This window comes from Paenibacillus sepulcri, assembly GCF_042647105.1.
GTDB classification, from domain to species: domain Bacteria; phylum Bacillota; class Bacilli; order Paenibacillales; family Paenibacillaceae; genus Paenibacillus_Z; species Paenibacillus_Z sepulcri.
Map to the genome: position 1 here is coordinate 5,380,027 of NZ_JBHRUP010000001.1, position 21,488 is coordinate 5,401,514.

The 21,488-nt window shown below is 52.5% G+C and carries 13 protein-coding genes; 9 read left to right on the top strand and 4 right to left on the bottom strand.

Going from position 1 to position 21,488, the window contains the following annotated elements:
* Positions 1–201 precede the first annotated feature (201 nt).
* Together ACFOLF_RS23675 and ACFOLF_RS23680 are read right to left on the bottom strand one after the other, a co-directional pair.
* Entirely contained in the window at positions 202–1,188 is a 987-nt protein-coding gene (locus ACFOLF_RS23675; RefSeq protein ID WP_210038863.1) for an NADP-dependent oxidoreductase, read from the bottom strand.
* Between the two features lie 57 nt (positions 1,189–1,245).
* A complete protein-coding gene (locus ACFOLF_RS23680) occupies positions 1,246–1,518 on the bottom strand; it encodes a hypothetical protein (RefSeq protein WP_379113527.1) in 273 nt (90 codons plus the stop codon).
* 209 nt (positions 1,519–1,727) lie between these two features.
* Here ACFOLF_RS23680 and ACFOLF_RS23685 point away from each other — a divergent pair, with 209 nt between their 5' ends.
* Both ACFOLF_RS23685 and ACFOLF_RS23690 read left to right on the top strand, forming a co-directional pair.
* Entirely contained in the window at positions 1,728–2,342 is a 615-nt protein-coding gene (locus ACFOLF_RS23685) for a TetR/AcrR family transcriptional regulator (RefSeq protein ID WP_210038864.1), read from the top strand.
* 174 nt (positions 2,343–2,516) lie between these two features.
* A complete protein-coding gene (locus ACFOLF_RS23690) occupies positions 2,517–3,041 on the top strand; it encodes a hypothetical protein (protein WP_210038865.1) in 525 nt (174 codons plus the stop codon).
* On the opposite strand, the gene ACFOLF_RS23695 is transcribed toward ACFOLF_RS23690, so the two are convergent.
* Positions 3,028–5,106, bottom strand: a complete 2,079-nt coding sequence (locus tag ACFOLF_RS23695; RefSeq protein ID WP_210038866.1) for a glycoside hydrolase family 65 — start codon at positions 5,104–5,106, stop codon at positions 3,028–3,030. The genes ACFOLF_RS23690 and ACFOLF_RS23695 overlap by 14 nt on opposite strands.
* 328 nt (positions 5,107–5,434) lie before the next feature.
* Here ACFOLF_RS23695 and ACFOLF_RS23700 point away from each other — a divergent pair, with 328 nt between their 5' ends.
* The 6 genes from ACFOLF_RS23700 to ACFOLF_RS23725 all read left to right on the top strand — a co-directional run bounded on the left by ACFOLF_RS23700 (position 5,435) and on the right by ACFOLF_RS23725 (position 15,161).
* Positions 5,435–6,367 (top strand): ABC transporter permease, encoded by a 933-nt coding sequence (locus tag ACFOLF_RS23700; protein WP_379113529.1) that lies wholly within the window; start codon positions 5,435–5,437, stop codon positions 6,365–6,367.
* A gap of 18 nt (positions 6,368–6,385) precedes the next feature.
* The gene (locus ACFOLF_RS23705; RefSeq protein ID WP_210038867.1) at positions 6,386–7,282 is read left to right on the top strand and encodes a carbohydrate ABC transporter permease; all 897 of its coding nucleotides are present in this window, start codon (positions 6,386–6,388) and stop codon (positions 7,280–7,282) included.
* Between the two features lie 80 nt (positions 7,283–7,362).
* On the top strand, positions 7,363–9,051 hold the full coding sequence (locus tag ACFOLF_RS23710; protein WP_210038868.1) for an ABC transporter substrate-binding protein: 1,689 nt from the start codon (positions 7,363–7,365) through the stop codon (positions 9,049–9,051).
* Between the two features lie 199 nt (positions 9,052–9,250).
* On the top strand, positions 9,251–11,710 hold the full coding sequence (locus ACFOLF_RS23715) for a glycosyl hydrolase family 95 catalytic domain-containing protein (RefSeq protein ID WP_210038869.1): 2,460 nt from the start codon (positions 9,251–9,253) through the stop codon (positions 11,708–11,710).
* Between the two features lie 36 nt (positions 11,711–11,746).
* Positions 11,747–12,790: a hypothetical protein gene (locus tag ACFOLF_RS23720; protein ID WP_210038870.1), complete on the top strand. Its 1,044-nt coding sequence runs from the start codon at positions 11,747–11,749 to the stop codon at positions 12,788–12,790.
* A complete protein-coding gene (locus tag ACFOLF_RS23725; protein WP_210038871.1) occupies positions 12,774–15,161 on the top strand; it encodes a glycoside hydrolase family 95 protein in 2,388 nt (795 codons plus the stop codon). Before ACFOLF_RS23720 ends, ACFOLF_RS23725 begins: the two co-directional genes overlap by 17 nt.
* 950 nt (positions 15,162–16,111) lie before the next feature.
* On the opposite strand, the gene ACFOLF_RS23730 is transcribed toward ACFOLF_RS23725, so the two are convergent.
* Positions 16,112–18,784, bottom strand: a complete 2,673-nt coding sequence (locus ACFOLF_RS23730) for a family 78 glycoside hydrolase catalytic domain (protein WP_210038872.1) — start codon at positions 18,782–18,784, stop codon at positions 16,112–16,114.
* Positions 18,785–19,111: 327 nt separating this feature from the next.
* Between ACFOLF_RS23730 and ACFOLF_RS23735 the strand changes: the two genes are divergently transcribed.
* Positions 19,112–21,475: a helix-turn-helix domain-containing protein gene (locus tag ACFOLF_RS23735; protein WP_210038873.1), complete on the top strand. Its 2,364-nt coding sequence runs from the start codon at positions 19,112–19,114 to the stop codon at positions 21,473–21,475.
* Positions 21,476–21,488 lie beyond the last annotated feature (13 nt).

A 21,488-nucleotide genomic window follows, 5' to 3' on the forward strand; every position in this document is an offset into this window, starting at 1 on the left:
GAAGGTTCGAGTCTGATTGACGCGTATCATTTGTCGGGTGGGTCTTGTCATTTATCGGAGAAGGCGGAAACCGGCAATGGCGGTGCAGGGGGGACCCAGCACCGCCATTGCTTTATTTTTGCAACTTGATTTGATCAGGCAAGCTATCCGTCAAGTGCGCAAACTTACTTTTGAGACATCCCATCTCACCAAGCAAGAAGTTTATCCCATGTTTTTCGATATGACGATTTTTCCCCGTTTCGGCGACTCTTCGCTTTTGCGATACGCCTGAAGAAGGCCTTGAGCAGTAAAGGGATAGATCTCATCAATATGGATACTCAATTTATTCTCTTTCATATGGCGAACAATGGATTCAAAATCGGTACGGTTAGGTCTTGCCTGGAAGAAACGTGCGTCAATATCGCGGACCTTCGGATATTGATTGATCGCGAATGCCACCACTGAAATATAGGTTCCGCCATCCCTGATGACCGAGTAGTTCTTCTTTCCGATTTCTCCCGGTAACCCGGTACCGAAAGTGGATGGGTCCATAGCGGAATCCAATACGATATCAACAGGATCTGTTATTTGGGTGGCAATGTCGACTTTCGTGTAGTCGAACACCTCGTCCGCACCGAGTCCTTTGACGAAATCATGATTATAGTCCCTCGCGGTTGCGATAACATATGCTCCATGCTGCTTGGCCAACTGGACAGCCGCATGTCCCACGCCTCCGGCGCCGGCTTGAACAAGGATGCGTTGTCCCGGTTGAAGACGGCCATGCTCAAACAGCGCTTGCCAAGCTGTCAGGGCAACCGTAGGTGCGGCGCCTGCCTCTTCGAAGGAAAGACTCTCAGGGATAACGGCAAGAAGATCTTCCTCCACCGCAACATAGTCCATGTAGGAACCCCTCTGAACCATGCCCATGACACGATCCCCCGGCTTGAAATGACGCACTTTTTCGCCAACCTCTTTCACGATGCCGGCTGCTTCATTACCAAGAACAAGCGGCAATTGAAATTGATCCGGAAATTTATCGGCCATCGGACTCTGAAGAATCGCGCCGCTGCGAAATAGAATATCTGCGGGATTGATGGAAGAGGCGCGCATTTCGACGAGAACCTGTGTGTCGGTGAGTGCGGGAATCGGCACTTCCAGTTCCTCTAGCACTTCGGGGATTCCAAAGCTTGTCAAAGCAATAGCTTTCATGATTATGCCTCCTCTTAAATTGAACATACGTTGATTTTTCAACTGCCGCTGTTTCTACTATGTTAACTGGGCCATCGTATAGAAATGCTTGTTGACTGCAGCGAGCGCAGCATGCGAAACATGGAATGCTTGAATGTCCTTCTGTATTTCATAATGCAAATCCGCTGTTTCAAATATTTTGGCAAGCTCCTTCACTCTTTCGGTCGTTTGTCCATTTATTTCACCAAAAAAGGTTCCTTGGTGAGTTTTGGAACCGAATTGGGCGTATAGAACATCTTCTTTGATATCTCCGCCTGCACCCGGGAATCCTGGAAGTAACCGATCATCCACGATTCACACCGGCGTTAACTATCAAAAGTCTATGTTGTTTGATGTTCAATGTTGTCCTTCCTTTCAACTAACTAGTCACAGTTGTTTAAACAACATCTGTCTGATACGATAATAGTACGGCATGATGAGGATTTCAACCGGCAGAGTAAGCAAAACGTTGCATAGACAACAAATTTTGATATTTGATGTTTAAGAAGGGGGATATAGATATGGTAAATCAGGAGGATCCAAGAGTTTTACGGACACGACAGTTAATTAGGGAAGCATTCAGAGAGTTGTTGCAGAATAAAGGATTTGATGCAATAACCATAAAAGATATTGCACAGAGAGCCACTATTAACCGCGCCACCTTATATGCCCATTATGAAGATAAATATGCTTTGATGGAGGAAATTACAGAACAGGCTTTTCGCGAGATGATTCCTGAACAAGTGGTGAATGCGCGGGAGTTTACAGATGAAATATGCAGTCAGCTGGTCTTGCTGACACACCGCTACATCGTATATTTTTATCAGATATGCAGAATGGATTCCCAATCTATTGCTAAGCTTGTGGATGAAAAGGTAAAAAAGATGTTGCAGCAAATAATAGAAGGCATTTTTGTGCAAGGGGATAACCATCATATAGCAGACCGCCATCATATAAAGATCATTTCGGCCATGACAGGCGCAGCGATCTATGGCGCAGCGCATTATTGGTTAATTGTTGGGGAAAATAATCGAGCCGATTTACTTGTAGACATTGTTCGTCCCTATGTAATGAACGGTCTGGGGCTGAACCGCAATTGCGATGAATATTTAAACGATTCGCCGACAGCGCCTTAGGTTACAGCGCCTTAGGTTAATGCTCACAAGGCCCGATATTTCAGATTGGAAACGGAAGAGTGGTTACTCCCGGCCGTCGCCCCAGTATGACGAAACCCGGCTGTTGGAGTTGACTTCCGCCTTTCAGCAGCACTGATTGCGGCAGGACGAGATGATATGCAGCAGGATCAACCAATGCTGCAAATAAAAAAGATCCTGCAGACCAGAAGCATTCATCCGCAGCGGCTTATGGAGGCCGTAGACGCATTCATCAAGCATCTGGAAACAAAAGCTTATGGACTCCAAGCCAATGAACTGCTCCCATCTCCGCGTTTCGGCACCTGCGAGCGTCTGATCGTTTGGCTGGAAGAGGAGCTTATTCCATGGTTCGAACAAATGAGCGTCACGGATAACCGCTCAGAGATTCGAAAGGCCAAGCAGTATATTTCTGCAGGGGCAGCCTTCATGCCGGTGTTAAAAGAAAAAGGATCCTCCCCGCTCCTGCAGAATCGTATAAAACTGCTTGCGAAAGGGGGCGATCCTAACCTGCTGCCTGGGAGGCAAATTCATCACATGAAGCTTCAGGGCAATGACCGCCCCGCTCGTTGCTCGAGCCGCGCCCGGAAGCGATTCAATCCGCAGCCGCCTCTTGTGGTTGTCCATGTCTGTCCATGGATCCTTGGCGGCAACCCTGCTGCTATCGCGGCTAGAGCATCCTGACAAATCCTTCGCAGCGGACGGTCCATGACCCGTCCTGCGGAAACCCGGGAGCATGCGTATCCGGCCCGTCCTCCCAGCCTGAAGCCATCATGGCGACAGCGGTCAGCAGGCCGCCATTGCCAGGCAGATAGACGGACAGATCCGGCCTCTGATAATTATGCCCGTTGGGAAGATAGCTGTTTTTCCCCCGTTCCATTAATAGAGCTTCGACAGCCAATCGGCCTTCGCCAAGTCTGGCGGCAGTCATGGCAGTCATCGGATAATCCCATCCCCATGTATGATCCCAGTTCCAGTTCTTCCAGACCTCATGAAGCGTAAGTCTCATCGTTTCATGGTCAACCATCAGTCCCGGAAGCATACCGAGTGGTGCCAGCATGGTCGGGTGGTCGACAACGCCCGTTTTGTCCCGGAAGGTATCCGGTGCGGTTTCGGCCGCTGTATATACTCCATCCACTACCGGCAGTCTGGACAGATGCTGCAGAATATGATCCCAATTCTCGTCCCTGGGCAGGCCAAGCCGCTCTCTCCACATATTTGCGACCGATAACCCGAATGCCCAATAGCTCAGCTCAAAGGACGGATTGAAGGTGACGGCATGGTCGTAAATCTCCTGGGCGGGAGCAACCGGCGGACCAAGCACGTAGCGGCTATGCTCCTCATCCCACTCCGCAAAAGAGGCCATGAAAGCGGCGGATTCCAGTACGATTTCACGGTAGCGCGCAAGTACCCCGTCTCCGCCTCCGCTCCTATAGATAAGCTCGGCATAATAGATCGGATGGGGCTGCTGCCAAATTAGAAAAGGTTCAATGTAGCAGGGGCCGTTAACTCCATCGGGAGCGATGCATTTGGGCCATCTGGCACCGTTGTAGCCCTGCGAAGCGGCCAGCGCCTTCGCTTGCGGCAGGATATCACTGTACCAGCCCATGTTATTTTCCAGGAGCTCCGTCCGGTTCCATAATGCAAAATGAACAGAATGCCACCAATGCATCTCCAAATGGAATTTCCCGTACCAGCTGTTATGCGTAAGGCCGGATTCCTGGGGAGGCAGCGACCCGGACGACTGGATCGCGGTCAAATATTGGGACAATACGATGCGCCGCTCCAGCTCATGCGCCCGCGTGTCCGCGCTCCCCGCCAGCTCCACGGCAGCTCCGCTGCTCCAGAACGACTCCCAATGGCTGCGGCAGGCAGTCTCTGTCTCCCCGAAGGCAGGCAGCGGGTCTTCGTTGGCTTCAAGCCCGAAGCGGAAGCAAAGCTCGAATTCGCCGCCATGATCCTCCGCGGACGGCGTAAGCAGGAACTGATGCGGATTCGCTGAATCGCGGACGAATGAGCCGCCGGACCAGGCCGCCGTCATATAATGGACATCCGCATCAAGCGTCCGGCGAAGACGGATAGAAGAAGGCGACTGCGCTTCAATCTCCGTTTGATGCGCGTCCGGTTCATCCCACACCGGGCTGCCGGAGAAGGCTCCGCTTGCGTAAGGGAAACGGAAAGCGATGCGCAGCGCGCCATCTGCAATCAGCTCCGAGCCGATGCGTACGGCGATCAGATCCATATCCGGATGGCAGCAGGTCTCCACGACCGTCCGGAGCCTGGCTGCGCTGAAGCGGCTGGTAATTTTCCCGGACCACAGATCCAGCTCCTGCCGCATATCGGTCAGATCCCCGCTTGCGGCTTCGGCGCCGGAAGGCAGTGAGATCCGGAAGCCGATCTCTCCAAGCTGCAGCCGGTGCGGGTTGGCTTGAAGCCAATTGTATTCGGCGCTCCGCTGGCCGCGGGGCGAATAAGGGAAGCCGACGCTTCGTCCATTGAACGTGTTGTAATAAGTAAGCGGATAATGATCCATGCGGTAGCCTTCCGGATTGGGCAAGGTATGCCAGGCCCAGTTGGAGAGATGGCCTAGGGGAACGCCGCCGTCCGCATAAAGCGCCGGAAACGACTGAAGGCCGGTGGCATCGACCGTGAAGGCATAGTTTCCATTGCCGACCGAGAGCGAAGCGTTTTTGTCAAAGCCTTGTATAACGGGATGATGGCGTCCAACGAGAGCCTGCCTGTTGATCATCTGTGTCGCATCTCCTTTTCGGATGAAATGATTTACGCCACTATTATACGCGTGAAATGCCCGGATAAAAGGCAAAATCCCTATCTCCATAGCAATTGCATATTTCCCGGCAGAAGTTTATCTTCATGCGGCAGGGGTTATAAAATGCTGCACCATCCCGGTTTGCTGCACATTTGCTCCAATCTATTCCGGTGCACATTCCTTGGCACATTCATCTTGCGGATGCTCTACCCGTTTTTCTATACTTTGGTTGTCACGGCCGACGACAGCAGCTAAGGCAGCAAACAGGAGGGTCATATCCGCTTAAGAGGAGGGAGGGGTTATTGCAATGACCGGCATGAAGGCAACGGGAAAACATACATTCAAGCAAATGGCCAAGGTATGGCAGCTGTATCTGCTTATCTTACTGCCTGTCATTTACATTATTATTTTCAAATACGGCCCCATGTACGGGGCGCAAATTGCGTTCAAGGACTTCTCCGTGTCCAAAGGGATTATGGGAAGCGAGTGGGTTGGCTTCGCCCATTTCAAGGAATTCTTTCATTCCTATGAATTTACGAGAATTCTGAAGAACACGGTCGGATTGAGTCTTTACACGCTGCTTGCAGGATTCCCGCTGCCCATTATTTTCGCATTGAGCCTGAATTATGTCGGCAACCGATCCTTTAAAAAATCGGTGCAGATGATTACATTCGCCCCCTATTTTATTTCGGTGGTGGTGCTGATCGGGATCATGCTGCAGTTCCTGGCGCCCAGAACCGGTATAATCAATATCATTATCGGCTGGTTCGGAGGCGACGCCATTAATTTCATGGGAACGCCGGGTTATTTCAAGACGATCTATGTCGCATCGGACATCTGGCAGACGATCGGCTTCAACTGCATCATCTATATTGCCGCACTGACGGGCATCGATCCGTCCCAGCATGAGGCGGGCATTGTAGACGGGGCGACCAAGCTGCAAAGAATTTGGTATATCGATCTGCCGGGCATTCTGCCGATCGCGATCACGCTGTTTATTTTGAATACGGGCCATGTTCTGGATGTCGGATTCGAGAAGGTGCTGCTGATGCAAAACCCGCTTAATATGAGAACCTCGGAAGTCATAGACACCTATGTGTACAAGCAGGGATTGACGTCCATGGTGCCCAATTACGATTATTCGACGGCAATCGGATTATTTAAATCCTTCATTGGTCTGGTTCTGCTGCTCACTGTAAACAAGATTGCCAAGAAAGTCGGACAAACCAGCTTATGGTAGGAATAGGAAGGCGATAACATGGAATACAAGTTTTCGCAGCAATCATGGGGTGACCGTTTGTTCTCCATTGTGAATTATGTGTTTCTGGCATTCATGGCGCTGCTCGTGCTTTACCCGCTTATCTATATTGTGAGCGCATCCTTCAGCTCCTCCAATGCGGTCATCTCGGGACGCGTCTGGCTGTGGCCGGTGGAGCCCAATCTGGAAGGCTACAAGGCGATTTTCAAGAACAGCATGATTACGACAGGGTTCACAAATTCCATTATTTATACGGTCGCAGGCACCTCCATCAATGTCATACTTACGGTATTGGCTGCATATCCGCTGTCACGGCATGATTTTGTCGGGAGAAATTACTTTATGTTTCTGTTCGTCTTTACGATGATGTTCACCGGAGGACTCATCCCAACCTATCTGCTCGTTCAGGATTTGGGCTTGACGGATACAAGGTGGGCGATGCTTCTGCCGACCGCGCTATCCGTCTGGAATATGATTATTACCCGGACTTATTTCCAGACGACTCTACCGACTGAAATGCTGGAAGCGGCGCATCTGGACGGCTGCAGCGATCTGAAGTTTTTATGGAAGATCGTGATACCGCTTTCAGGTCCAATCCTCGCCGTTATTACGCTGTTTTATGCGGTGAGCCAATGGAATCAGTATTTCAACGCGTTAATCTATTTGAAGGACCGGGATTTATATCCGCTGCAAATTGTGCTGAGGGAAATTCTCGTGCAGAACCAGGTGGATCTTAACATGCTGACAGATGTGGAGCAGGCTGCGCAAAGAGAAGGACTGCGGGAGCTGTTGAAGTATTCGCTGATCGTGGTATCCTCCGCGCCGCTGCTGCTGATTTACCCGTTTGTCCAGAAGTTTTTTGTCAAAGGCATTATGATCGGATCGTTGAAAGGCTGATTCATTGAAAGCGGGCTCGTCATCAAGTAAACATTAACTGCCACAAGGCATCCATTTCTCTCATCATAGGAGCGTGTAACATGAAAAAGGTCGTCATGTCCGGAATTCTGGCTTTGCTGTGCCTGGCCGTTATTCTTGCCGGATGTTCAAGCAATACAAACAGCAGCAATAATGCGGCGAATCAGCCGGCGGGATCGGATAACGGAACAGGTGAAAGCGCTAACGTCGCGACAGCGGCGGGCGAATTTCCGATTGTAAAAGAAAAAACGACATTAAAAGTGATGGTTATGGGCGACGCCAACGTGGAGTCGTTCGATGATAACGAATTCACCAAATGGTACGAAGAAAAAACGAATGTCCATGTGGAATGGGAAGTCGTTCCCCCAATGAACGCGCAGGACAAATTGAATTTGACGCTTGCCGGGGGCGATCTGCCCGACGTTATTATGAACTTCAACGTGCCCGCGGCCCAGCAGATGATTTACGGACAGGATGGGGTTTTCCTTGAACTGTCGGACCTGATCGATAAATATGGCACCGAGACAAAGAAGATGTTCGAAGCGAATCCCTTGATCAAGCAAGTTGCTACCGCTTCAGACGGTAAAATCTATTCGCTTCCGTATGTCAGCGATTGCTACCACTGTACGGTTGTCCAGAAAATGTGGATTTACCAGCCCTGGCTGGATAAATTGGGCTTGAAGATGCCGACCACAACGGATGAATTCTACAATGTGCTGAAGGCATTCAAGGAGCAGGATCCGAACGGCAACGGAAAACAGGATGAGATTCCGTTTGCGGGCTCCATTGCGACACCGGGCAACAATATAGACAGCTTTGTTATGAATGCATTCATTTACGATAATCTAACGCATGATAACTTCGGCTTGCTGCTCCAAGACGGCAAAATCGATGCGGCTTTCAACAAGCCGGAATGGAAAGAAGGCTTGACCTACCTGCACAAGCTGTACCAGGAAGGGCTGATTTCTCCTGAATCCTTCACCATGGATAATGACCAGCTGAAGCGTATTGGCGAAAACCCGGATGTGCCGATACTTGGAGTCGCCGCAGCCTTTCACATGGGCAACTTCACCCAGTTCAACGGGGAGAGCGGGCGCTGGCTGCAGTACAAGGCGGTTCCGCCGCTTAAGGGGCCAAGCGGTCTCCAGGTTGCCAGCAATACGCCTTATACGGCTGTCAGCGGACGCTATATCATTACGAACGCCGCCAAGAATCCGGATGTCGCCATGCGTTGGGCAGATGCTTTCTATACGCAGGAAGTGCTGCTGAACGGGAAATATGGAAGAGAAGGCATCGAATGGAAGTACGCTGACGAAGGGCAGCTGGGCATTGACGGCAAGCCGGCGCTCTTCCAGGCGGTGACCCCGACAAGCGGAGCGCAGAGGATCAACTGGTATAACAGCTTCCCGATGAACGAAACCAATGAATTCCGCCTTGGCTGGGCTGTGACAGACCCGGAGGCTTCGGTTGAGCCGATTCTCTATAAGGAAACGCAGAAATACGAGCCGTTCAAGGTACCGGATCAGGATGTCATTCCGCCGCTGTACTTTACGACCGAGCAGTCCAATGAAATTGCCAATTTAAAAGCGACAATCGATGGACAGGTCCGAGAGATGAATGCCCGCTTTATTAGCGGCGACGCCGATCTGAACAAGGAGTGGGACGCCTACATCAAGCGTCTGGACAGCATGAATTTATCCCGGTATATCGAGATTTACCAGGAAGCGTACGATACGATGACCAAAAAATAAAGCTCCGCGAAACTGCGCAAGCATAAGCTCCGAGAGAAGAAACTTGGCTGGTCGCCGCTTAAAGAACGGCGCCAGCCCGTTCTTCTTTATCTTGTAGCAATGATTATTTCATTCCAACTAAAAGAAGAAACCGACTTTACCGCCGAAGGGTGGCGAAGCTATTTCTTCTTATTCAATATTCCATGGATATGAGGCGAATATGATGGTCGAACCCAGATCAAGCTCCACCTTTGCGCCAGCCGTTCAGGCTGCCCTGCATCCGATCGTCTGCAACCGGATCGCGCCGGATTTTTTCTCCGGGGCTCTGCTCGGCAACGGCGGCATGGGAGTCGTCGTCACGACCCGTCCCGATGCGGTTATTCTTCATTTTTCCCACAATAACGTATGGGATCAGAGAATCGCCGAACAGGATGCGGGGAAGGTTGGCACATTCAGCGAAGTATTCGAAAGATTGAAGCGGCTGCCCGATAACATCGGATCCTTGGTAGAGGACGAATGGTACCGGGAATACTGCCTGATGCTCAAAGAAACCTATAACAACCCGTACCCCCGGCCGATGCCTTGCGGTTCGGTTTTGCTTGGCTATGACCGCAGAAAAGCGGAGGTGCTCGGTCATACGGTTCATATTTCAAACGGCTTATGCGAGGTGCGCTTCCTGGTGGAGGGCATTCCCGCAACGCTCCGGATTTTTGTCGAGGCTTCGCGGGACCGGCTGTGGATGAGCTTTGTGAATGAAGCCGGAATGCCGATTGCCGCTCCTTTTGACCGGGTGCGGCTTATTCCCGATCCGTCCACACCGCAGGAATTCCCTCCGGCCGGATGTACGGCGGATATGGAGGCGGCATTCCTGTCCATGAGGCAGCTCCTCCCTTATCTGGAGAGCGGCACGGAGCGTCACAGCAAGGACAAGGCGTTCCGCCTGACACTGGGCTTGTCCGGCGGATCGCTTGCGCCGTTGTCGGTGAAGAATGAGACCCGCAGCGGCATTGTAGCGACGCATCTGGACGATTATATGAGCGGAGATAGCGCGCATATGCTGGAGTATAAGGTAAAACCCGACGGTCCATTCCTGGCGGCAGTCGACCTGGAAGAAGGAATGGACGTGCAGGTTTCTTGTTCGGCCGGCTTTTCCGGGGACATCCGGGAGGGGGAGATGGTTGCCTGTTTCGATAGAACCGGGGAGGCTTATGCTTCTTTCTGGAACCGTTCCGGCGTTCTGCTTGGCGACAAGGAACTGGAGAAAATTTGGTACTGGAACCTGTACTTCTTCCAATGCGGCGTAAAAGAGGGGGCAACTTGTCCCGGATTGTTCGCAAACTGGACCTATGACACTATCGGCTCCGCCTGGCATGGCGATTACCATCTGGATTACAATACCCAGCAGCCGTTCTGGCTGGCTTTTTCCAGCAATCATGTGGACCGTCATCTGCCGTATGTGGAGATGGTGCATCATATTACGCCTGTCAGCAGGAGATGGGCCGAGGACTATTACGGGCTGCGCGGCGCCTTCTATCCGGTCTCGGCCTTTCCCGTCGATATGGCGATCAATCCCAGTGCCGGACCTCCCTTCGGATGGGTCATGTGCACGACTCCGTGGGTGGTGCAGAGCTTGTGGTGGCATTATGTCTATACGATGGATAAGGCGTTTCTGCGGGATAAAGGCTTCGAGCCGATCAAGCTTGCCGTACTGTTCATGGCGGATTATATGAAACGCCCGGATGCCCGAGGCGCCCGGTGGGGCGATGACCGCTATCATATATTCCCGACGGTTCCTCCGGAGCTGTACGGATTGATGCCCGGATTCAAATATAATGCCGACAGCCTGACGGATATTACGCTGTTCAAATTCGTCTTTCGTGCCTATATAGAAGCCTGCGCGGCACTGGATATTGAAGGCGAGGAAGCCGCGCTCATCGGCGAAGTACTGGATATTCTGGAGCATCTGCCCGATTATCCGACAGCTCTGTCGCAGGAGCGGGGGGAAGTATTCGTATCCGTGCGGGGAGAGGATCCGGAAATGGTGTACAACACCCCGAACAGCGCGTTCACCGTATTTCCGGGGGAGGATCACGGGCTGCATTCGCCTGAAGACATCTATGAGATCGCCTGCAATTCATACCGCAACCACCGCAACGAAGGCGGCAACGAGCTTGTTTTCCAAAATCTGCAGGGGGCCCGGCTCGGCATTCTGGATTTGGAGAAGTTCAAGCGGCAAATCGAATACTGCATGATGCCGAACGGGACCTGCACGGATATGGTGCTTCAGGTCGGCGGCCGCTATAAAGACACGCTGAATTTCGATTTTATGTCGCGCATGGGCATATGGTTCGAGAATACCGCCCTGCCGGTCGTGATTAATGAATGTCTGCTGCAAAGCTACAATGGCATACTCCGTCTGTTCCCCAATTGGCCGGGAGAGCAATACGCGGAATTCCGGACCCTGCGCGCCGCAGGAGGATTTCTGGTCAGCGCTGCATGGGAAGACGGGGCTGTGCAATGGCTTGAAGTGCAAAGCGAGGCGGGCGGGAAGCTTCGCATATACGCGCCGTGGGAGAATGGGGCTGCTTGCGTCAGAGACATGAAGGAAGAGACGCTGCAAGGAGATATTGCGCTGGATACAGTGGCAGGTGAAGTTATCCGCTTTACAAGGCATGGATAACCACGGATGTATTAAACAACTTCGGAGGGATCTTCAATGAATATTGCGCCTTATATGACCCCTTATAAATATGGCAAGCCGGTATTGACCGGGTCGGGTCTGCCGGATCAATTTGACCAAAATGCGGTCGACTGCCCGTTTGTCTTTCAGCATCAGGACCGCTTCTACATGATGTACGTGGGATTTAACGGAATTGGCTACCAGACCGCGCTGGCGGTTAGCGAGGATCTGCTGAATTGGGAGCATCACGGCGTTATTCTGGAGCGGAACGAGCTGTCGAACTGGGATTCCAAAAATATTGCCGGCACCTGGATGCTCAGAGAGAACGAGCTTGAGGCGCCGCCTGTACTGAAGAAATGGGACAATAAGTATTGGCTTGCCTACCACAGCTATCCCGAGGACGGTTATGAGGAAGGCTCCGCCAAGATCGGTCTGGCCTATACGGAAGACGAGAATTTATTGGAGTGGCACCGGCTGCCTGACCCGATTCTGACTCCCGAGGAAGGGGAGGACTGGGAGAAGGGCGGCTTGTACAAGGAATGTCTGGTTGAACATGACGGCCTGTTTTATTTATTTTACAACGCCAAGAACAAAAACACATCCGGTTGGGTGGAGCAGACGGGCCTTGCAACCTCCACGGATTTGAAGACCTGGACCCGGCATGGGGATAATCCGGTGCTCCGCGTATCGGAAGAAGGCTGGAAAAGCGCTTTCGTCAGCGATCCATGCGTTCTGCGGAGCAAGGACGAGTGGGTGATGTTTTTCTTCGGCTATGATTACAGGCGCGCCCAGGAAGGGGTGGCTGTCTCTTCCGATCTATTCAACTGGGAGGCTTATCCGGAGCCTATTATCCGTATCGGCGCCGAGGGGGAAATCGATTCGACCTATGCGCACAAGCCAACAGTTATTACACATAACGGCGTGTTGTATCATTTTTACTGCTCGGCAAGGCCATCGCAGGACGGCGACCGGACACGCAACAACAACGGCAGGGAATTCCGCACGATAACGGTTGCAGCCTCCCGGGATGTATTTGAGCAAGCTTTACCGGGAGGGATGAGCGATGAAGCTTCAATATAACCATCCCGCGCGAAAATGGACGGATGCGCTGCCGGTCGGCAACGGCCGGCTGGGGGCGATGATTTTTGGCAGCGTGGAGGCGGAGCTGATCCAGTTGAATGAAGATTCGCTATGGTCCGGAGGACGCCAGGAATGGGAAGCTCCCCGTGCCCGGGAATCGCTTCAGTCAGTGCGGGAGCTGCTGAAGGCCGGCAAATATGTGGAGGCGGGTCTCGGCTGCAAAGAGCTGATGGGTCCGTATAACGAAGCCTATATGCCCTTGGGCGATCTGCGTATTCACTTCGAGCACGGCAATCTTGCCGCTTCTTATGAACGGTCGCTGGATCTGCGGGACGGGATTTCCCGCGTCAGCTACATGATCGGAGATGTCCGGCATACGCGGGAAATCTTCGCTTCTTACCCGGATCAGACGGTTGTCGTCCGTCTGGAAGCGGACAAGCCGGGGATGCTGAGCTTCCACGCCCGTATCGGAAGCCAGCTCCGCTGCCGGACTGCCGCTGCCGGGAATACCCTGATTATGCAGGGCAGCGCGCCGGAGTATTGCGGGGCTAACCATCAGAACCCGGACAATCCCATTCAGTATGGCGTTTGGGATGAAACCGATGCGGTTCGCTTTGAAGGCAGATTGGGCGCCAGACATGAGGGAGGCTCGATGACCGCTGATCATGATGGCCTGCATATTTATGGAGCAACCTCTGCAACGCTGTATTTCTGCGCTGCGACCAGTTTTAACGGCTTCGACCGCCCGCCGCGCACGGAGGGGAAGAACCCTTCTGGTCTATGCGGGGATTATTTGACAAACGCGCTGCAGAAAAACTACGATCAAGTCCGCGGCGATCATATCGCCGATTATACCGCCTTGTTCAACCGGGTGGAGCTGCATCTGGGAGAGCCGCTTGCTCCTGCGGATATGACGACCGAGCAGCGGATCAAAGCCTACGGCGGGCGCGACCCGGGTCTTGTTGAGTTGTTGTTCCAATATGGCCGCTACTTGATGATCGCCAGCTCCCGGCCCGGCTCCCAGGCTGCCAATTTGCAGGGGATCTGGAACAAGGACACGCGCCCGACCTGGAGCAGCAATTATACGATTAATATCAATACGCAGATGAATTATTGGCCGGCTCTGGCGGGGAACCTGGAAGCCTGCCATGAGCCGATGCTGGATTTCGTCGCGAATATGGCGAGAAGCGGGAGGAAAACGGCGGAGATTTATGGTGTACGGGGTTGGATGGCCCATCATTGCACCGATATCTGGTGCCTGACCTCGCCAAGCGGCGGCTACGGCAACGGCGAGGCCCATTGGGCAAGCTGGTCGATGGCGAGCCCATGGCTGTCCCAGCATCTATGGGAGCATTACGCTTTCTGGAAAGACGAGGCTTATTTGCGCGACACGGCTTATCCGATTATGAAGGAAGCCGCCTTGTTCTGTCTGGACTGGCTGTTCGAGGACGAGAGCGGTTATCTGGTTACCGGTCCATCGACATCGCCGGAGCACAGATTCCAGACCGCGGACGGTTTGGCTGGCGTCAGTCTTGCCTCGACAATGGACATGCAGCTGATCTGGGATTTGTTCTCCAACTGCATGGCCGCATGCGAGGTGCTGGAGGCCGACGATGAATTCAGGCGGGAGCTGGCTGCCGCCCGCGACCGATTATATCCCATGCAGATCGGCCAATACGGACAGCTGCAGGAATGGTTTCGGGATTTTGAAGAGCAGGATGTCCATCACCGCCACATTGCCCATATGTTCGGCGTTTATCCGGGACGTCAGCTGACGCAGCGCGGCACGCCTGACTTGTTCGCCGCAGCCCAGCGTTCGCTTGAGAGGCGCGGAGACGACGGGACGGGCTGGAGCCTGGCCTGGAAAGTTGGCCTGTGGGCCCGTTTCGGCGATGGCAACCGGGCGGCATCCTTCGTTCACAAGCTGCTTCAATTTTGCGAAACCGAGGAGAAAAACTACCACTCGGGCGGTGTTTACGCCAATCTGTTCGACGCGCATCCGCCGTTCCAGATCGATGGGAACTTCGGCGTCACAGCGGGTATTATCGAGCTGCTGATGCAGTCCCATCAGGACTTTATCGAATTTCTTCCCGCTCTTCCCGACGAATGGCCTGACGGCTATATCAAAGGCTTAAGAGCGCGGGGAGGCTTCGAGGTCAGCCTGAATTGGAAGAACGGCAGGCTGACGGAAGCGGAAATCGTCTCCCATGCGGGGGGGATATGCAGCATCCGCTGCGAGAACCCGTTCATTATCACGGCGAGAGACAGATCGGTTGCGACGGTATCAGTGGAATCGGATATTGTCGCATTCGCGACAGAGCAGGGCGCAACTTATCGAATTTCCCGGGAAATGGCGGAGATGGGGCTCTGACGGAAATCGCAGAAATCGCATCACAGATTCATACGGCTAAACCGGACTTCGGTCGGTGATATGCTGGATCCGGGATATGCTCGCGGTAAGGCGGAGGTAGTGGTGAATGGCCTGCCAACCGTGGAGAAGATAAGCTATTACCGCTATTCGCTGAGCAATCTGTCTTCGCAGGTCACCATCTACGGATCAGGCTCAAGAAGGGATCCATTATGAGGCAGGATTCCCAAACAGTCTCATTGACGGCAAGCCAGCTGTTAGCTACCGGGGAAATTGGCCGTCTCGACATTGGGCAGGATATCTATCCCTCGGGTGGGATCCAGGGACCGTCCGAATTAGTCTCAAAAACGATTGAGGCATTTGCCTGCTGACAGGCAGGACAAGAAAAGGCAAGAGGCTGTCGCTCGTGCGGATTTCATCCGCGGGAAGCGGCAGCCTCTTGCTACTATCTGGTCAACTTGAGATGCCTGCCGACCCCTTGCAGGAAAAACCGGCATAGAGGGGGAAGCGACCGGTGAAAAGAGCTGCATGGCTCATGCAATAAGGTTTTTCCTCGCTGCAGCGTCGTGATAGAGCGGGAGGCACGCTGCAAACAGGAAAAACCGGCATAGAGGGGGAAGCGACCAGTGAAAAGAGCTGCATGGCCCATGCAGCAAGGTTTTTCCTCGCTGCAGCGTCCGAATGGAGACCGAACTCGCTGCAAGCAGGAAAAGCCGGCCAAGAGGGGGAAGCGACCAGTGAAAAGAGCTGCATGGCCCATGTAGCAAGGTTTTTCCTTGCTGCAGCGTCCGAATGGAGACCGAACTCGCTGCAAGCAGGTCAACCGGCCAAGAGGATGGTGAGGCATCGGCCTTCGGTGCAAAATAATCGACCTGTCTTTTTTGAAAAGGACAGGACGATTATTTTACTGCAACCGTTCCGTTTCAACAGCCAATTCACAGCATAAGGCGTGCTCAAACCGCCGATTCAAAATAATAAGTGCCGGAGTTCACCCGCAGCACGGCGCAGCCGCCCTTGTAGGCAACAACCTTGATATCACGCGATTCCTCCAGCGCCGCATGGCTCTCGCTTACGCACGCGAGGGAAACCGCAGGCACATAAAGAGTGCCCGTGCAGTTGACGGGAATCGAGATTTCGAGACCGATCCGGCGACCGCCGAGGAGGTTCCAGCTGATCCGCGCTAGCCCGCCAGGCAGCCTGCCTGTAACTTCAAGATGATCAAGCTCCAGATCAATGTAGGGCTTGATGGTAAAATCATAGGTCTGCGCAGCGGAATTGAATTCGTAATCCAGACCGCCCAATCCCCGGTACAGCCATTCCTCCAGATGACCCAGCATAAAATGGTTTTGCGATTTGCCTACTGTCGGCCCATCCCATGCTTCCGTCAACGATGTGGCTCCGTGTTCGATCTGGTACCCGTAGCTTGGATAGTCCGTTTGGGCGGCCATCTCGCAGATGATGTCGGACCGGCCATGACTCGCCAGCGCCAGTAGAACATAGCGGTGTCCTACATCGCCTGCAGTCGTATGGTTAAGGAGGCTGTGAATATCCGCAACCAGATTGGCCAGCACCCGGGAGCGGTACTGCTCCTCAACCAGCCCGATAGCCAGCGACATCGCGTTGGAAGTCTGGCTGCCGGTTGCGTACTGACAGGTCGCCGGATTGAAGAATGTACGGTTATAGGCGTTTTTGATGGACTGGCTCAACACACGGTAGCGTTCTGCATCCTGTTCCCGGCCCAATTCACCGGCAATTCGGGCGAATACCGAGACAATCTGGTAAAACATGGCCGTCTCCGGCAGCGCAATGGGGGTGTTCTGCGCATAACCTGGGCCATTCTCGCCAATATCGTACCAATCGCCAAGGCCATCCTGGATAATAAACCCTTCCGAATTTGCCTCCAGATAACGGATATAGCGCTCCATACCGGTATAGTGCCCGGTTAATACCGTGGTGTTTCCGCAGGTCCGGAACAAATTCCAGCAGTTCATGATATAGGCGGCGCCCCAGGAAACAGAATGGCGGTACTTGCTCAGCTTTCCGTCGAATACGACATATTCCGGTGCGGTAGTAGGGACCAGGCCGCTTGGGAGCTGGGCTTCGCGAATATCCTCCAGCACCTTCAGCATCAATGATTCAACCGGATAATTGTACAGGAGGGAAGGACCCATGAGATGGGTTTGCTCCAGCCAGCAGAGCTTCTCCCGGTGAGGGCAGTCCGTGAACACGCTTTTCATATTGCTCAGGATCGCCCAATTAATAATCTCGTGCGTTTTGTTCAGCATAGGATTTGAGCTCATGAAGCTGCCTGATGCCTCGATATCCGGATAGATCATTTGTCCTTCTGCGGAAATTAGAACGGGAAGCCCGTCTGCCGCCTGCCCGCCTTCGACGGCAATATTCTCAATTTGCAGATAGCGGAAGCCATAATACGTAAACCGGGGGCTCCACACCTCGGTTCCTTCCCCCTTGAGGACATAATTGAATTCATAGGGGGAACCGGAATCCCGCTGATCGGCCGAACCGTCGGGGTACAGCAATTCAGAAGGGAGCATCCGGATCGAAGCGCCACGGGGACCTTGTACGGCAATTTGTGCCCAGCCCGAGAAATTTTGGCCAAAATCGATCGTATAAACATGGGGACGCTGCGGCACGATTGAGACGGGATGGAAAGTCTTCATGACCTTTAGCGGCGGGATTTGCTGCGCCTTCAATACGCCTGCGGGAGCTTCCGCATTGGCTGCGCGTCTCCATTTGCTGCCGGGGATGAATCCGGGCAGATCCCAGCCGTCTTGCTCCAGCCGGGCGTCATAGTCTTCTCCCCCATACATGCAGGAGAAGGTCAGGGGAGCGCAGGCGGTCATCCACTCGCCGCTGCTGGTAACGAATGCTTTGCTGCCGTCGGTATAAGAAAGCTCCAGCTGAATGAGACATTTGGGCCGGCCGAATGAGTGCTTGAATTTCGTGTATCTTCCGCCGGTTACGTTATAGAACCCATTGCCGACTATCGCTCCAAGGGCATTTTGTCCCTGCCGCAATAGACCGGTGACGTCATGGACCGCATACAGACAGCTTTTATCATAGTGGGTCCAGCCCGGATCGAGCACGCGCTGCCCAACCTTCAGACCGTTGAGCCGCAGCTCGTAATGACCTAATCCGCATATATATAGAACGGCTCCAGCCAGGGGCCTGTCCACGGTAAACTCATTGCGGAACAAAGGGATGCTCCCTGCATCCGCGTCCGGCCCAATTTCGGGCGTGCCGATCCATTGGGCAAGCCAGTCCGAAGAGCGGAGCAGGCCCATTTGCCACCAGGAGACAGCGCTCTCAGACAGGACATTGTCCTGATCCCGAACCTGAACCTTCCAATAATACCGTTTACGTGATTCCAGGGGTTTTCCTTCATAGGGAATGTGCATATTTCTCGCACTGCGGATTTCGCCGCTGTCCCATATTCCAGCTGTGCCGTCCTGCACTTCTTCTTGCGTCCCGGAAACGATGATCCGGTATGCGGTTTGCTTCACGGAGCGTCGCTGCGAAGAGCGGAAGCTCCATCCAAAGTCTGGATGCCCGACATCCAGTCCAAACGGACATTGCTGGCCTTCAACAAACAGGTCCTTTATCATCTGCTTATTCCTCCTTCAAACCCAGTGGATTTTCGACTCTGCTTATAGGGTGGAAACTTAACCTTGCATATAGTTTAAGAAATAGGCGCAGCTCAAGGATATAAGGAAATGCTGAGAATGGTGCACATTCCCTGAATGCCGGATATGCAATAATTCGGGAATATACACGGCATGCAATAGGAATTTGCATTTGAAAATTAATGTGCATTACCCAATAATCGGGTTCGCCTCAATATCCGGGATATGTTATTCTGGGTTCACAGAAAAAGAAGAGCCTGTATCGGTATCGGAAAGCGCTTACTTATTTTCAAAGGGGGAGACAAAGAAGTGCTGAGAACAATTAGAGAGAACAATAAATCCATATGGCTGCGCTTTTTTGTTCCATATCTGATTATTTTGATCGTACCATTGCTCATAGGCCTGTTTGCCTATACCAAGACATCCACGATTATGTCGAACGAAGCGGCCAAATCGAATCTGCTTCTGCTGGACCAAGCGAAAACCACCATAGACCGCAGACTGTCCGATGTGGAAATGCTGGCCCAGCAGCTGATCACCAATACCGGCGTGCTCAGTTTTCAGGGGATCCGCGAACCGTTCAAGGATACGAATCTGATCCGGCTGCTGGAAACCAGGAAGAGCATCGCCGACTACGGCCTGTACAATAATTTCATACTGGACTATGCCTTGATGTTCAAGAACAGCGAGATTGCGCTAACCCCGCATAAAACCTATACGCTGCCCAAGTTTTATCAGGACTATATGACCTATACGGATATGGATTACCAGACCTGGTACGATCAATTTCTGAAGCCTTATCACAAAAGAGAATATTTCCCGGCTCAGCCGGTTCGTTTGGCGGGCAAGAATGTGGATTTGGTCACTTATATCCAATCGATGGGTCTCTCCAGCAATCCACAGGGTGCCATCATGGTGCTGATTGACAATAAGGAGCTTATGCAGCTGCTCAAGGGGGTGGACGTTTCCAGCGGGGGATGGGCCTATATCGCCGATCAGAACGGAAACATTATCACGGGGGCCTCGGGCGCCGGAGAAGAAGGGGTGAAGCCGGTCAGTCTTGACGCCAGGCGGCCATCCGGATTTTTCAATCATCAAATCGGTTCCAAAACAATGAGCGTAACGTACACGACCTCAACCTACAATGGATGGAAATTCGTAGCCGTTCAGCCCACTTATGTGGTCATGGACAAAGTCAATTATATTAAGCGGATCACATTGATCGTACTTGCGGTTTCCTTGCTGCTCGGCTTGTTCTGTGCCTTGTATCTTTCGTACCGGAACAGCAGGCCGGTGCAGACGATCATCGCCAGAATTTCCGACAAGCTCTCCTTCGAGCATATTCGGGGCAAGGACGCATACGGCTTCATCGAGAATACGATCGCCCGGCTGATCTCCAACAATGAGGAGCTGGAGACCGAGATTGAAGCCCACAAGCCTTTCCTCAGGGCGGCTTTCTTCCAACGGCTGCTCGCAGGAAGCTTTATGACACTGGAGGAAATCAAGGCGCAGCAAAACCATATACGGATCAACCTGGACGGCAGGTTTTATATGGTGGCGCTGCTGCAGTTCGAGAAAAACGATCATTTCGATAACGCGGATCTGCTTCAGGAGCTGGATATCAAAAGAGTTGTGGCCAAGGAGGTCATTCGCTCTTTGTTTGAATCGGATGTCTATTTTCATGACGCCGGCGAGAATAAAACCGCTATGCTGTTTGTATGCAATTTTGATGATCTTGATGAGTGCCGCCGGAACATTACGGAGAACCTCATGAAAGCGGAAGAACTGCTCGGTCATCAATTCCAGGCGAAATCAGATTTTGCCGTAGGCGGAAGCTACAGCAATCTTCTAGAGGTATCCCGTTCCTACGAGGAAGCTATGCGGGCTTTGAATTATAAGGTCTCGGAGCTTTCCGAGGGAATCGTCTGGTACTGCGACCTGCCAAAAACAAATGAAAATTATGTTTATCCCGGCGATGTCGAAATCCGGCTGATCAACTATGCGAAGGTGGGAAACAAGAAGGAAGTCAGTGAAATTCTCGAGCAGCTGTATAAGTGGAATTTTCGGGACCGCAAGCTTTCGGCCTATATGTTCAGGCTGTTTTTATATGAATTGTCGGGCAGTTTCATCAAGCTGATTGATCAGGCTTCCATATCCGAGGCGGAAATTAGCGAATTTGTTGACAATATGATCAATCAGGATCAGATACACAACCAGAGCCGGATGTTCGAGTCCGTGACGGATACGTTTCTGAAAATATGCGACACGGTGGAGCTTCGCAAAAAAAGCCATAACAACGAGATGATTCAGAATATCATTGCTTTTCTGCAGGAGGCTTATGTGGATGAATCGCTGAATTTAAGCGCGGTTGCCGACCGGTTTCACATCTCGGAGATGTATCTGTCCCAGTTCTTCAAGGAGCAATCGGGGGTCAACTTCTCCAGCTACATTGAGGATCTTCGTATGAATCAGGCGAAAAATCTGCTCGGCGCAACCAAGCTTTCCGTGAACGAAATCGCAGCTGCGGTTGGCTATAATTCCTCTAATACATTTTGCCGCGCATTTAAGCGCATACATGCGACAACGCCGTTGGTATACCGCAAAACGCTGGGGAAGAAGAAGGATATTCTGATTACCCAGGACCGGATACAAAAAGCTGTACAGGATAAATAGATATGATGTATAT

What these genes read in the sequence shown, in the direction of transcription:
- ACFOLF_RS23730 (WP_210038872.1), bottom strand. Translation starts at nt 18,784, where the DNA reads ATGATAAAGGACCTGTTTGTTGAAGGCCAGCAATGTCCGTTTGGACTG.
- ACFOLF_RS23675 (WP_210038863.1), bottom strand. Translation starts at nt 1,188, where the DNA reads ATGAAAGCTATTGCTTTGACAAGCTTTGGAATCCCCGAAGTGCTAGAG.
- ACFOLF_RS23695 (WP_210038866.1), bottom strand. Translation starts at nt 5,106, where the DNA reads ATGATCAACAGGCAGGCTCTCGTTGGACGCCATCATCCCGTTATACAA.
- ACFOLF_RS23715 (WP_210038869.1), top strand. Translation starts at nt 9,251, where the DNA reads ATGATGGTCGAACCCAGATCAAGCTCCACCTTTGCGCCAGCCGTTCAG.
- ACFOLF_RS23725 (WP_210038871.1), top strand. Translation starts at nt 12,774, where the DNA reads ATGAAGCTTCAATATAACCATCCCGCGCGAAAATGGACGGATGCGCTG.
- ACFOLF_RS23685 (WP_210038864.1), top strand. Translation starts at nt 1,728, where the DNA reads ATGGTAAATCAGGAGGATCCAAGAGTTTTACGGACACGACAGTTAATT.
- ACFOLF_RS23720 (WP_210038870.1), top strand. Translation starts at nt 11,747, where the DNA reads ATGAATATTGCGCCTTATATGACCCCTTATAAATATGGCAAGCCGGTA.
- ACFOLF_RS23700 (WP_379113529.1), top strand. Translation starts at nt 5,435, where the DNA reads ATGACCGGCATGAAGGCAACGGGAAAACATACATTCAAGCAAATGGCC.
- ACFOLF_RS23705 (WP_210038867.1), top strand. Translation starts at nt 6,386, where the DNA reads ATGGAATACAAGTTTTCGCAGCAATCATGGGGTGACCGTTTGTTCTCC.
- ACFOLF_RS23710 (WP_210038868.1), top strand. Translation starts at nt 7,363, where the DNA reads ATGAAAAAGGTCGTCATGTCCGGAATTCTGGCTTTGCTGTGCCTGGCC.
- ACFOLF_RS23690 (WP_210038865.1), top strand. Translation starts at nt 2,517, where the DNA reads ATGCTGCAAATAAAAAAGATCCTGCAGACCAGAAGCATTCATCCGCAG.